The sequence below is a fragment of the Rhizobium sp. SG_E_25_P2 genome (genome assembly GCF_029892285.1).
Taxonomy (GTDB): Bacteria; Pseudomonadota; Alphaproteobacteria; order Rhizobiales; family Rhizobiaceae; genus Rhizobium_E.
The window spans coordinates 425500-438614 of the sequence record NZ_JARXVM010000002.1; the positions used below are offsets into that span (position 1 = coordinate 425500).

The 13115-nt window shown below is 60.5% G+C and carries 9 protein-coding genes; 6 read left to right on the plus strand and 3 right to left on the minus strand.

The features are described from left to right. Positions 1 to 22: 22 nt before the first annotated feature. Both M2360_RS05985 and M2360_RS05990 read right to left on the minus strand, forming a co-directional pair. Positions 23 to 2446, minus strand: coding sequence for a hypothetical protein (locus M2360_RS05985; protein ID WP_280773555.1), 2424 nt, complete (start codon positions 2444 to 2446; stop codon positions 23 to 25). A 59-nt stretch (positions 2447 to 2505) separates the two neighbouring features. Continuing rightward, positions 2506 to 3804, minus strand: coding sequence for an adenylosuccinate synthase (locus M2360_RS05990; RefSeq protein WP_280773556.1), 1299 nt, complete (start codon positions 3802 to 3804; stop codon positions 2506 to 2508). Between the two features lie 178 nt (positions 3805 to 3982). Between M2360_RS05990 and M2360_RS05995 the strand changes: the two genes are divergently transcribed. Both M2360_RS05995 and M2360_RS06000 read left to right on the plus strand, forming a co-directional pair. Beyond that, positions 3983 to 4867 carry a DMT family transporter gene (locus M2360_RS05995; protein WP_280773557.1) on the plus strand — a complete coding sequence of 295 codons (885 nt, stop codon included), beginning with the start codon at positions 3983 to 3985 and terminating at the stop codon, positions 4865 to 4867. Further along, positions 4864 to 5316, plus strand: a complete 453-nt coding sequence (locus M2360_RS06000; protein ID WP_280773559.1) for a paraquat-inducible protein A — start codon at positions 4864 to 4866, stop codon at positions 5314 to 5316. Before M2360_RS05995 ends, M2360_RS06000 begins: the two co-directional genes overlap by 4 nt. Positions 5317 to 5322: 6 nt before the next feature. Here M2360_RS06000 and galE read toward each other — a convergent pair whose 3' ends face one another. After that, positions 5323 to 6315 (minus strand): UDP-glucose 4-epimerase GalE, encoded by a 993-nt coding sequence (gene galE / locus M2360_RS06005; protein WP_280773561.1) that lies wholly within the window; start codon positions 6313 to 6315, stop codon positions 5323 to 5325. Positions 6316 to 6467: 152 nt separating this feature from the next. Between galE and M2360_RS06010 the strand changes: the two genes are divergently transcribed. The 4 genes from M2360_RS06010 to M2360_RS06025 all read left to right on the plus strand — a co-directional run bounded on the left by M2360_RS06010 (position 6468) and on the right by M2360_RS06025 (position 12896). Beyond that, positions 6468 to 7313: a uracil-DNA glycosylase gene (locus M2360_RS06010; protein WP_280773606.1), complete on the plus strand. Its 846-nt coding sequence runs from the start codon at positions 6468 to 6470 to the stop codon at positions 7311 to 7313. 666 nt (positions 7314 to 7979) lie between these two features. Next, positions 7980 to 9134, plus strand: coding sequence for a polysaccharide biosynthesis/export family protein (locus tag M2360_RS06015; RefSeq protein WP_280773563.1), 1155 nt, complete (start codon positions 7980 to 7982; stop codon positions 9132 to 9134). Positions 9135 to 9181: 47 nt separating this feature from the next. Then, on the plus strand, positions 9182 to 11206 hold the full coding sequence (locus tag M2360_RS06020) for a hypothetical protein (RefSeq protein WP_280773565.1): 2025 nt from the start codon (positions 9182 to 9184) through the stop codon (positions 11204 to 11206). A gap of 448 nt (positions 11207 to 11654) precedes the next feature. After that, positions 11655 to 12896 (plus strand): capsular biosynthesis protein, encoded by a 1242-nt coding sequence (locus tag M2360_RS06025; protein ID WP_280773566.1) that lies wholly within the window; start codon positions 11655 to 11657, stop codon positions 12894 to 12896. Positions 12897 to 13115 lie beyond the last annotated feature (219 nt).

Consider the following 13115-nt stretch of genomic DNA (forward strand, 5'->3'; position numbering starts at 1 on the left):
TGGAGATAGGGGCCGGAGGCAATTAGGGCGCGGCGGCTTGACTGCCCAGCGCCGACCATTCGCCGATGACCTTGTCAAACAGCGCCGTGCCGGAAGCCCCCTTCTCAAGCGTGATCAGGCCGCGGCGACCGTTGCGATAGGTGATAGGAATATCGATCCAGCCGCGGTTCTTCATCAGATCGATATTGACCTTCTGCGCCTCCGCGTCGCTGTTCAGCGCAACCATGTGGTAGTCGTCGGTGACCTTGGCCGGCACCGCGATCAACGGATTGCCTGCGTCTTGTTCCGTCTGCTTGAAAGCGATGCGCTGCACGCTCTCCACATTGCCTTCCTCGAAGCTCGCCGGAAGGTCGAAGACGATTTCCACGATGTGGCTGGCGGGAAGGGACGGATCCATGTTTTTCTTGAAGGTGATCAGCGCGGTCATCTTGCGGCCGGGCGCTTCCACCTTGGCCTGGATCGACGGCACGGGCTTATCGCCGTCATCTTCCGTCTTTTCGCTCCAGGCGACGGAGCCGGGCGTTGCCGATGGGGTCGATTGCCCAAGCCGCTCCTCGTAGAGGAACATCTTTTGGGTCACGCCTACGCCAGTCGCAGCGGCCGGCTTGGCGTCTGTCGGAGCCGCGGGGTCGGTTGAGGCGACCTCCTTGGACTTTTCTGTCTGGCCGGCGACGCTTTTGCCTTCTGGAAGCGCCTCGTCGACGATCGCCTTGCTGGCGTCGGATTCGGTTTCGCTCCCATCCGGCATCAGCCGCTGCGTGAATTTCTGCGGACCGGCGTCGAGCGAAGCGACTTCGGTCGGCTTGGCTGCGCTGGGGGCGGTGGCGGAATCGTCTGGGGCTTTGCTCGGCGTTACGGCTTTTTCGGCCTGAGGCGTCGCGGGTGTTTCGGCAGGTCCGGACGCCGACGCGATCAGTTCGCTGAGATCGTCGCGATAGGTCCACACGCCATAGGCTGCCCCGCCCAGAATTACGGCGCCAGCGAGGCCCGCAATGAGCGGAACCATCTTCCGTCCGGTCTTGCCGCCGCGATCCTTGGTCTTGCCGGCCTTGAAGCCCTTGCCAGCGGTCTTTTTGTTTTTCTTGCCGGCAGCGGCCGGAACCTGAACCCATTCGGGATCCGGCGTGGTCAGCGCCGCCATTTCGTCGAAACCGACGAGTTCGGCGAGCTCTGCGCGCGGCGTTTTATCCTGCGCCTGGGCGTCGGCGCCGGAAGCCAATGCGTCCTGTTTGGCTTTCAGCGCTTCGTCGAACGCATCGGTCTTGGGCAGTTCGGGCAGATCGTCGAAGCTCGCGCCCCAGCCGAGATCCTCTTCAGGCGGGCGCTTTCCGGGCGGTGGCGGCACGACCTGGCGGTTGATTTCTTCCTGAACGAAGGCGTTGAAGCCCGAGACGACATCGCTCTCGTCATAAACGACTCGCGGCATCTCCGGATCGCGGCGCGTGTCGGCCTGCCGGCTTGCGGGTTCGACTGCCCAATCCTGGGGGTCGGAAAATGCCTCCGCCGGTGCGGCAGTCTGCGCCGTGGCCGTCGGAAGATTCTCCAACACGGTCTCTGGCCATTCCGCGCGAACGGGTTCCGGCTCAGACCTCACAGGCTCTTGATAGTGCGGCCAGGTGAAGGGTTCTGCGTCCTGCTCAATCGGCTCGGCTTCGACCAAGGGCGCGGGCTCGGGCGCGTTCTGGGTGAATGCAGGCTCTACGCCAGCGTCGTCGCGCCGCCAATCGGCATCGTCGTCAACGCCGGTTTCCTCGCGGACTGCTTCAATCTGGTGGTCGGAGCCGTCATAATACGGCTCGCCCGCGTCGGCATAGACGGTCTGCTCCGGGCTTTCAGGCTGTTCGCCCGTCTCGGCTGAAGGAGATTGTTCGTCGCGATGGTCGTCGGCTGCTGCGGAGTCGAAATGTTCGTCAATTTTCGTCTCGGCCGGTTCGTCGCGCACGCCATATTCAAGGCTGGCCTGATCGGCTGCGCCGCCGTCCAGTTGGTCGGCGTCACCCGCATAGAAAACCGCCTCCGGTTCGGGAGAGGCTTGATCAGACGGTTCCGCGAAGACGGCCTCATTATCTGCCTGTCGCGCGATTTCTGCTGGAGCAGGTTCCGGCTGCAGTTCGTCTGCGACTGCGGGCTCCGGGGCTGGGGTTGCCGGTTCGGGCTCCCGCTCCGGTTCGCTCCAACTCTCGGCCTCGGGCTGGGCCGTCGGCTCTGCAATCGGTTCCGTCGCTGGCGGCAACGCCTCGGCGTAATCTGATTCGACCTCGCGAATCGCCGCGTCCAGCTTGTCGAGTTGGCGCTGGAACATGCTTTCCGGCGGGCGGGGCTTCATGTTTTCGAGTTGCCGCACCACTGCGCTGCGCGCCCGGTCATAGACCTTCACGCGCATGTCAGGTGTGTTTTCGCTCAGCCCGTCAACGGCTCGCCGGATAACTGCAATAAAATCGGCCATTCGATCTTTCTCAAAACCTAAGGGCCCGAATGGAGCGCTCCATTCCGGCCCCGCCGGGATTAGTCTTCAAAAGGATCCGTCACCAAAATCGTGTCGTCACGTTCGGGGCTGGTCGACAGAAGCGAGACCGGAGCGCCGATGAGTTCTTCCACCTGCCGCACATATTTGATCGCCTGTGCGGGCAGGTCGGCCCATTTACGGGCGCCGACCGTCGATTCTTTCCATCCTTCCAGCGTTATGTAGACAGGCTTGATCCGGGCTTGCGCCGCCTGTCCTGCGGGAAGATGATCGATTTCCACGCCGTCGAGCGTGTAACCGGTGCAGATCTTCAGTTCATCCAGCCCGTCGAGCACGTCGAGCTTGGTGAGCGCGATGCCGGTGATGCCGTTGGTGGCCACGGATTGGCGCACCAGGGCGGCGTCGAACCAACCGCAACGTCTCTTTCTACCGGTAACTGTGCCGAATTCATGGCCGCGCTCGCCGAGGAACTGACCGATCTCGTCGGTGAGCTCGGTCGGGAAGGGGCCTTCGCCAACGCGGGTGGTGTAGGCCTTGGTGATGCCGAGCACGTAATTCAGCGATCCCGGACCCATGCCGGAACCGGCCGCCGCTTGTCCCGCCACCGTGTTGGAGGAGGTCACGAAGGGATAGGTGCCGTGATCGACGTCAAGCAGCGTGCCCTGCGCGCCTTCGAACAGGATGCGCGCGCCCTTGCGGCGCTCGCGGTCGAGCAGCGCCCAGACCGTGTCGGAGAAAGGCAGGATCTGTTCGGCGACCGACGTCAACTCAGTCATGATCGCGTCATGGCTGATTTCCTTTTCGCCGAGGCCGCGACGCAGGGCGTTGTGATGGGTCAGAAGGCGATCCACCTTCATTCCGAGCGAATCCGGATCGGCGAGATCGGTCACGCGGATAGCGCGGCGGCCGACCTTGTCTTCATAGGCCGGGCCGATGCCGCGGCGGGTGGTGCCAATCTTGGTGCCGGAATTGGAGGCGGCGTCTTCGCGGATGCCGTCGAGTTCACGATGCAGCGAGAGAATCAGGGTCGCATTGTCGGCAACGCGCAGGTTTTCGGGCGTGATCGCCACACCCTGGGCGGCCAGCTTGGCGATTTCGGCTACCAGCGCATGGGGATCGATCACAACGCCATTGCCGATGATCGCGAGCTTGCCAGGCCGTACGACGCCGGAGGGGAGAAGCGAAAGCTTGTAGCTGACGCCATCGATAACGAGCGTATGTCCGGCATTATGGCCGCCCTGGAAGCGGACCACGATGTCCGCGCGTTCCGAAAGCCAGTCGACAATCTTGCCCTTGCCTTCGTCACCCCACTGGGAGCCCACCACCACTACGTTCGCCATCAGATCTGTCCTGTTTTCATACCGGGACCTCAGCTACAGCCGGTCCAAACCCGCGCACATATACTGGGTTCAATTCAGGAATGCGACCCGGAATTTACACTGATATCGGCTTTTTGCATGGTGTTGACCAGCAAGGGCGGTTAAAGGACGGGGCCGATCGTTGCGAAAGACGTTTCCCATGCCTGTCCACCTCAAAGCCTACCTCTTCCTCATCGTCACGACATTTGGATGGGCGGGCAATGCGGTGATCGCCAAATTTGCGGTCGGTCATGTCGGGCCTTTCACGCTTTCTGGCGCGCGCTGGACCATCGCCTTCGTGCTGATCATGCTGATATCAACGCCCCAGGTGCGCCGCGACTGGCCGGTGATCCGCGCCAATCTGCCACTGCTGCTGGGCTTCGGAGCGGCCGGTTTTGCAGGCTTCAACGCCTTTCTCTACTCGGCGCTGCAATATACCTCCGCCATTAATTGCGTGGTCGAGCAGGCGGGTATTCCCGGGGTGATCTTCATCGCCAATTTCCTGCTGTTCCGCATGAAGGTCAGTTGGGCGCAGGCGCTGGGTTTCTCGATCACGCTGCTCGGCGTGATGATCACCGCCACACACGGCGATCTCGGCTCGATCCTGTCGCTCGATCTGAATTTTGGCGACGGATTGATGATGGTCGCCGTATTGCTCTATGCCGGCTATACCGTGTCGTTACGCTGGAAGCCCGACATTCACTGGAAGAGTCTGATGGCGGCCTCGGCGCTGGGCGCGATGCTTGCTTCCGCGCCGCTGGCGCTGCACGAATTTTCCTCTCCCGACTTTATCATGCCGGATGCGATCGGCTGGACTGCGATTCTCTACACGGGCACGATCCCCTCGCTGGTATCGCAGATTCTCTATGTGCGGGGCGTCGAACTGATCGGGTCGAATCGAGCCGGGCTGTTCATCAACGCCATTCCGGCCTTTGGGACGGTGATGTCGGCGCTGTTTTTGAATGAGCCGTTGATGACTTTCCACATCATCGCATTGTGCATGGTGCTGAGCGGCATCGCCATCGCCGAGAAAGGCCGCAAATGAGTCGGAAGGCTGCGCTCGCGTTGATTGTCGCGGCGGCGCTGTGTTTCGTCTTCGGCGTCAGCCTGCCGCTGATGTCATTCGAGAAGCTTTATTTCTTCACCGAAAATCCGTCGCTCCTCGATCTCGTCGCCAGCCTGCATGATGGCGGCGATATCGCGCTTGCGGCGGTCGTGGCCTTGGTTTCGATTGTTTTTCCGCTGTTCAAGATGGCCGCAATAGCGAGCGAGGCGCTGTGGCCGGAGCGTCCAAACGGCCTGGCGGCGCGGCTGGTTCCGATGCTGGGAAAGTGGTCGCTGATGGATGTGCTTCTGGTGGCGATCGTCATCGCCGCCGCCAAGACGTCTGGTCTGGCCCAGGCTTTCAGCGAGCCGGGGTTGTGGTTCTATGCCGGCTCCACGCTCGCCGTCTCCGCCGCGCAAGCCTTGCTCTCGCGGCGGAACAAAGGCTGACGCTTCTCAGCGATGATTGCGCTTGGCCAGGCCCGCTTCCCAGTCGAGTGCGGTGCGCACGATGAATTCGAGATCGTCATGCTGGGGCTCCCACTTCATTTCGCGCATCGCGGTGGCGGGATTGGCGACGATTCGGACAGCATCACCCGGGCGGCGATCGGCGAAGCGGACCTCGAAGGGCTTGCCATGCACTTTTTTAACGGTCTCCAGCACTTCAAGTACGGAGAAGCCCTTGCCGTAACCGCAATTGGCCACCAGCGAGCCGCCGCCGGCGCGCATGCGCTCAAGCGCTTTCAGATGGGCGTTGGCGAGATCGCTGACATGGATATAATCGCGGACGCAGGTGCCGTCTGGCGTCGGATAGTCGGTTCCGAACACATCGATATGGCTGCGCTTGCCGAGCGCCGCTTCGCCCGCCACCTTGATGAGATGTGTGGCGCCGATGGTGGACTGACCCGTCCGGCCCCTGGGGTCTGCGCCGGCGACATTGAAATAGCGCAGCGCGGTATAGGTGAAATCATGCGCCTTGGCGGTGTCTCGCAGCATGATCTCGGTCATCAGCTTGGAGGACCCATAGGGCGATTCCGGGTTGAGGCGCGCATCTTCGGTGACGGGATCGATGCCTTCGGGCGTGCCGTAAACGGCCGCCGTCGAGGAGAAGACGAAATGCGGCACGCCATATTTTACCGCAGCCGCGATCAGCGCGCGGGATTTGACGGTGTTGTTTTCGTAATACATCAACGGGTTGGCGACCGATTCCGGCACGATGATCGAACCTGCGAAGTGAATGATCGCGTCGATCTTCTTTTCCGAAAAGATCTTCTCATGCAGCGCTTCGTCGGCGATGTCGCCTTCGTAAAGCGTTGCTTCCGGCGGGATCGCCCAGCGAAAGCCGGTCGAGAGGCGGTCGAGGACCGCAACATCCTCGCCGGCGTCCAGAAGCGCCCAGACCATGTGACTGCCGATATAACCCGCGCCGCCCGTAACCAGTACCGTCATGGAAACTCCCTTCGAAAGATAGTGTCGCGGCGTTCTAGCGCGCGGTTGCGATAGCGTAAATCGCTCTTTTGCACAGGTTTGGGCATTTTGCCGCCTTGGGACGCGATTGTCTGTTGCGCGTCGGTGCAAGCGGGCTAAATAGGTCCATGACCATGTCCTCCTCCATCGATGCGCTCAGCCCGGCCGAACTCGGCCAGTTGATGTATTTCTACGCCGAGTCCGGCGTCGAATGGCTGTTGGAAGACGAGCCCGTCGACCGCTTTGTGGAACTCGAGCGGCAGATCGCCGAGCGCAGCCGCGTCGCTGCAGCGAACCGCGAGACGAAGGCGGCTGAGACGCCGTCGCGAGAGCGCAGCGTCGCTGCAGCCTCGATCAAACCCGCCGCGCTTCCCGACGGCGAGGCCGTATCGGAAGCGCAGCGCATCGCTTCTGCAGCGCAGAGCGTGGAGCAACTCGTTGAGGCCGTGGGCGCCTTCACCGGCTGCAACCTCAGAAACAGCGCCCGAGCCAGCGCGTTTTTCAAGGGGGCGGCCGCATCGAAGATCGTCATTGCCGGGGGGTGTCCGGGACCCGACGACGACCGTCACGGCGCGCCGTTTTCCGGCGCTCATGGCGAGATGCTCAACCGGATGATGGCGGCGCTTGGCTGGGGGAGCGACGACGTCGCGGTGTTCAACGTTATTCCCTGGCGTCCGCCGGGAAACCGTGCGCCGACTCCCCATGAGGTCGAGATCTGCCGCCCCTTTTCGACGCGACTCGTCGAATTGCTTCAGCCGCGGGCTCTTTTGAGCATGGGGAATTTTTCGGCTCGGTTCTTTACCGGTTCCCAGGAAAGTATCCACAGTCTCCGGGGGCGATGGGTCAACTTGACCGTCAATGGTCAGATCGTTCCCTTGCTGCCGACATTTCATCCACAGGACCTTATTTCGGCCCCCGCCTGCAAGCGGTTGGCCTGGCGCGACCTGTTGGAATTCAAGGCGCGTCTGCCTCAGGCGTGATTTCCATGGTCTCTGTTGCTGCATTGCAACGCGCCGAGACACAATCACGTCACCTTGTTCTTGTAAATCCTGCATAGTTTGAATTTATTGCGTCGCACAATTATCTTTATGCGGTGCAATAGATTCGGGCGGGAGGACAGGAAAGGAAGGCTGCAATGCGCGAACTTCAACGTCCCGTTCACTCGGGTTTCGATACACTGAGGCTGCGGTGGACCGCGGAAACGAGGCTGTCGCGCTTGCGACGCCAGTGCTTTCCGGCCAATGAGCAAATAACCGCTTTGGCATTGGAAATGGCCCGTCGCCCATGCCGGTTGTTCGATCAGGGCTGCTCAAGGTGAGCAACTATCGGTAAAAAATCTGCTGCGTAAATTGCAAGCGCGCGGGGACGCTCTTGCAAAAAATCTCGCTTCGGCGTTTAACGGGCCTTGTAAGTCCAGAAGGATTGCGTCGGTTAGGGACTGTTTAACGAACTTGTTGCAAAACGGAACGCAGCCATTGGCGCGCCAGACCGATTGCGAATGTGAAGCGGATCACTACACAATGCGTTGGACGGATGCTGCAGTTGCGGAGAAGGCGGCATGAACGGCCGCCGGAGGGAATTTGAGTGAAATGCGTCAGACGCTAAAGTATTCCTCGAAAAAGCAGTTGTTCGCGAGAGTGTCGATTATGACCCTCGTCGCCGCATCGATATCCGTCGCGGCGGGCTGTTCGGCTGTTCCCAGCAACGGCCCGCTGGCGATTGAAGTGAACAATTCCGGCGCCGCCGGCTCGGCCTATACTGTTCCGAAGACAAATGTCGTCTTCGATGTGGTCAGTGTCGATCAGCGTGTCGCCAACTCCGTCACTACGCTCGGTTTGCCCTCTCTCGTGCGGACATTCGGCATCGGCGGCGCAGGCGGCCAGCCGGTCATCGGCATCGGCGACGAGTTGCAGATCACCATTTTTGAAGCAGGCGCGGATGGGTTGTTTTCCACGTCCGAACGCAAGCAGACGACGATTCCGGTGATCGTTCAGCCTGACGGGCATGGGCAGATTCCCTATGCCGGCACCGTTCGATTCGCCGGCAAGACGCTGGAGGGCGCGCGCGAGGAAATTTCCGCCGCGCTCAAGGCGAAGGCCGTCGAGCCCGACGTGATCGTCGGCATGAGCAAGAACACCTCGCGCACGGCTTCGGTGCAAGGCGACGTCAGAAATCCGAACATCATTCCGATTGGCCTGTCGCCTTTGCCGCTGACCAGCGCAATCGCCATGGCCGGAGGCGCATCAAAGGCGCCTTATGACACCTATGTGACGCTGACCCGCGGCCGTAAGACCGGGACAGTGCTGTTGCAGAGCATCATCGACAATCCCAAGGATGATATCAATATCAGCCCTCGGGACAAGATTTTCCTCACCTACGATCCCCAGAGCTTCACCATTCTCGGCTCGACGGAGAAGAGCGGCAAGATTCAGTTCCAGGCCAGCACAATCAGTCTTGTGGAAGCCACCGCCATGGCGGGCGGCGCGAATCTGGCGATCGCCGATCCGGCCGGCTACTTTATCTTCCGCTACGAAAGCGAAGCGGTCTACCGTGAAGTGGTTGGCGAAAGCCGGTTCCGGCAGTTGCTCTCCAAGGGTATGATGGCCAACAAGGATGGTCGCTATCCGATCGTCTATCGGATCGACATGAACGATCCGCAGAGTTATATCGTCACGCAGTCCTTCCCGATCCGGAACAAGGATGTCCTGTATCTCTCGCGCCATCCTGCAACCGATTTCGCTATCTTCGTGCGGATGATCGGCGGTCCGGTGGGGGTCGCCAGGAATATTCAAAAGCTGTAACGGCTCCCAGCGCAGCTCAGCTGGGTTGTCCAGCGCCAAGGGACAAGATGGCCAATGACAGTGGTCCGCTCTTTGCGGTAACTTCTCCTGGTTTATGGCGGCAGCGGCGCGATATCGAGACGCTGCTGGATTGTCAGCTTGCGCTTTGGACATTCCCGGCGAAAGGTCGAGAGGTGGACGGCTATATCGGCTGGGGCCGTCGCCCCTCCGGACTGCGCGCTTTGGCGTTGGGCGCGAAAACCCACCGTCCAGTCATCACTCTCGAAGACGGCTTTCTCAAAAGTTACGCGCCAGGCGGCGCCGAGCCCGCCCATTCGTTCGTCGTGGATCGTTCGGGAATCTATTTCGATCCATTGAAGGCCAACGATCTCTGTGATTGGATCGACCGGTCCGACGACGCCCGCGTCGATTGCGCGCGGGCGGTTGCGGCGATAGATTTCATTCGCCGCAACCGGCTTTCAAAATATAATAATTCTCCGCTGAAGGGTTTGGCGGAGGCGGGGCTTCAGGGCGCGCCCTATGTGCTTCTGGTCGATCAGGTGCCTGGCGACGCCTCGATACGCGGGGCAGGGGCCGACGATGACGCTTTCGAGGCGATGCTCCGGCATGCTCTCGATCACTATCCGGGGCATCGGATCGCGGTGCGGGCGCATCCCGCCGCAGCCGACCGGAGTTTGATCCTGAACGCCGCGACCGCCATCGGCGCAAACATCACCGCGACGCCCCGCATGAATCCCTGGCCCCTGATTGAAAACGCGGACGCGGTCTATACGATTTCCAGTCAACTTGGGTTCGAGGCGCTGCTGGCCGGGCGGAAGGTCCACACATTCGGGGTTACTTACTATTCTCACCGAGGATTGACCGAAGACCACGCGAAGGTCGAGCTTGTCCGTCCGAAACGCTCGGTCGAACAGTTGTTCCACGCCGCTTTCATCGATTATTCGCGCTATCTGGATGTTCACGATCGCCACCCGGTCGAGATCGAGACGTCTCTCGATCAGCTTCTCGTGGCGCGCGAGCAGCGTTCGCGGATTGCCAGACGGGTTTATACGGGCGGTCTTTCGCCATGGAAGCGTCGGGCGATGACGCCGTTCCTGATTGGACCGGAGGGGCCGCCGGTTCATTGCCGATCTCTTGGCGCCGCCGAACGGCAGGCCAAGGCGCATGGTGGGCAAGTCGCGCTGTGGGGCGCTGGCGCGCCGATGCCGGAGGAGACGCCAGCCATCCGGTTCGAGGACGGCTTCATCCGCTCGCGCGGTTTGGGCGTCAATCTGTCCCTGCCGTGCTCGCTCGCCATGGACGGAGCGCATGTCTACTTCGACGCCAGGGGCGAAAGCGCGCTTGAAAACATTCTGGCGACTCATCCCTTCCCGGCGGAGCTGCTTGAGCGAGCCAAGGCTCTGGTCGATCTTGTCGTGTCGCGCGGGGTTTCCAAATACAATCTGCAAACGGCGTTCGAGGCGCCGACGGTGGCGTCGGGACGGTTGAAGATCCTTGCGCCCGGCCAGGTGGAGAAGGACGCCTCGATCCGCTTTGGCTCGCCCGTAGTCAAGACGAACCGGGACCTCGTGGCCCGGATCAGGAAGCTGTATCCGGACGCCTTTATCGCTTATAAAGAGCATCCGGATGTGACGGCGGGCCTTCGCTCAGGCGGCGAAACGCCTGTTGATGCGGATTTGATTGTCACACAGGGGGACATCAAACACTGGATCGCCTGGGCCGACCGGCTGGAAACGATGACCTCGCTTGCCGGCTTTGAGGCGCTGATCCGGAACAAGCCTGTGGGGGTGCATGGCATTCCCTTCTATGCCGGATGGGGCCTGACGGATGATCGATGCCAAGTCGAGCGCCGCAAGCGCCGCCTCAACATCGACATGCTGGCTGCTGGCGCGCTGATTCTCTATCCGCTCTACATTCATCCGCTCAGCGGCATGCCTTGCAGCCCGGAGGCGCTTGTCGAGGAAATCGCCCTCGATCGCAAAACCAGGTCGTCTGCCATCACGCGATTGCGGGCATGGTTGGCGCAATCAATAAATCGAACCGCCGTAAAACTTCGTGATGCCTCGAATTGAGTGAATGAAGCCGAAACGCTCGCGGTTCGGGCTGCGGCATTTGTTTGCTTACATTTTAACGAAGGGTAAAAAAACAACGAATTCAGGCTGCTGCTCCAGGCTGATTCCAGAGGGCGGCTACCAGCTAGTGTTGCAGTGCATCATGTGCGATTGGCGAGCCGCCGCACGGGATTGTGACGCTACGGCATCAGCGCGTGAGCAAAAGCGTAAGGCGTAGTTGAAATGACGCATGGTTCGTGTAAACACGATGCAGCAGTTACCTCAGTGCATGTTTTAAAGACACTCCGATATGATGCTGCCCTTGGACAACATGAAAAAGCAAACGGTTGGACAACCAAAGGGCTCTAAGCCGAGAGCGCAAAATCGTATTGGACTGCCATTTATCGGGCGGCAGCCCAGAAAATTTCCCAATAAAAACTGTTCTCGCGTCATCTTTCTGCAAGGGCCGGTGGGCAGCTTTTTCCGACGTGCTCAGGACTACCTCAACGGGTCCGGCTTCGAAGCGTGGCGGGTCTGTTTCAACGCCGGCGACAGGCTTTATTCGCCCGGCGAGCGCGTTCTGAATTTTTCCGGTTCCCCGGAGACCTGGCGGTCTTGGTTCTCCGAGGTTCTGCGCGAAAACGGTTTTGACGCCGTGGTCATGTTCGGAGCCGAGCGGCTCATTCATCGCATCGCAGCAGAATGCGCTGAGGCCGAGGGCATCCCGGTGCTCTGCCTGGAAGAAGGCTATGTTCGGCCGGGTTACGTCACCATGGAGTTGGGCGGCAACAACTGGCGTTCTCCCATAGCCGGCAAGCTGCCGCCAACGGATTTCGCCGGCACGCGCCAGAGCGGTCCGAAAGCGGTCGCGTCGGCGGGGTCTTTCAGCGCCATGGCGTGGAGCGCGTTTCAATATTTCACCATTCGCGCGCTCATTTCGACGCCCGGCGAGCGCAAGCTGTTTCACAAGCAGAAGCGCACCCTGGTGTCCGAGGGCTTCTACTGGTTCAAGAATTATTATCGGAAATTCGCCCATGTCGGGCGGAACTACAGGATCTCGGAACGTCTGCTCGAGCATCACGACAAGCGTTTTTACATTGTTCCGCTACAGGTTCATGACGACTCTCAATTGGGTCGCGCCGCCAATGCCTGGAACAATCAGAAGCTGATCTTGAAGACGATCGTGTCGTTCGCGCGAAATGCTCCCGCTGATCATCAACTGGTGTTCAAGATCCATCCGATGGAGCGAGGACATACGCGCGATTGGAATTTCATTCGCCAGGTGAGCGCCCTGAATGATGTCAAGGACCGTGTGCATGTGCTGGACGGCGGTTCGCTGAGCCTCTTGACGCGGCACTCGGCCGGCATGATCACGATCAACTCGACATCTGGGCTTTCGGCGATTCATCACGGTGTTCCGCTCGCCGTCATGGGGCAGGCGATTTATCGGCATCCGGATCTGGCTTTCTGCGTACAACGCGGCCGCGACCTCGACCGTTTCTGGTCTGAAGGCTATGTCGCTGCGCCTGAGATTCGCGAACGATATCTCAGCTGGATGCAGCATGAATGCCTGGTCGGCGGCGATTTCTACGCCAAGGAGGGCATAGAGGCGGCGATTACCAGTTTACGGGTCAAGCTGGAAAGAACGCTCGCGATGCGCAATTCCGGCAAGGTTGTCGCGGCGAATTTCGGCACAGCGCGCGAAGGCTGATAAAACTGTTTTTCAAAGAAACGACGACGTAAAAAAGCCGCCCGAGAGGGCGGCTTTCAGACCGCTGACAAACCCGCCGTTTTTCCCGGCGGGTTTTCGCGTTTTTTGGTCTGCTCGTTCAGGCGGTGTTTTCGGGGATGGGATGAGGCGATCCGGAGAGGGTTGAGACCCTCATCCCCAGACGGGGGCCGGGGCTCTGGTCATTGCGGTGGCGATCTT

Excerpts from the sequence above, each read along its gene's own strand:
- M2360_RS06020 (WP_280773565.1), top strand. The coding sequence starts at position 9,182 with ATGGCCAATGACAGTGGTCCGCTCTTTGCGGTAACTTCTCCTGGTTTA.
- M2360_RS05990 (WP_280773556.1), bottom strand. The coding sequence starts at position 3,804 with ATGGCGAACGTAGTGGTGGTGGGCTCCCAGTGGGGTGACGAAGGCAAG.
- galE (WP_280773561.1), bottom strand. The coding sequence starts at position 6,315 with ATGACGGTACTGGTTACGGGCGGCGCGGGTTATATCGGCAGTCACATG.
- M2360_RS06000 (WP_280773559.1), top strand. The coding sequence starts at position 4,864 with ATGAGTCGGAAGGCTGCGCTCGCGTTGATTGTCGCGGCGGCGCTGTGT.
- M2360_RS05995 (WP_280773557.1), top strand. The coding sequence starts at position 3,983 with ATGCCTGTCCACCTCAAAGCCTACCTCTTCCTCATCGTCACGACATTT.
- M2360_RS06015 (WP_280773563.1), top strand. The coding sequence starts at position 7,980 with ATGACCCTCGTCGCCGCATCGATATCCGTCGCGGCGGGCTGTTCGGCT.
- M2360_RS06010 (WP_280773606.1), top strand. The coding sequence starts at position 6,468 with ATGTCCTCCTCCATCGATGCGCTCAGCCCGGCCGAACTCGGCCAGTTG.
- M2360_RS05985 (WP_280773555.1), bottom strand. The coding sequence starts at position 2,446 with ATGGCCGATTTTATTGCAGTTATCCGGCGAGCCGTTGACGGGCTGAGC.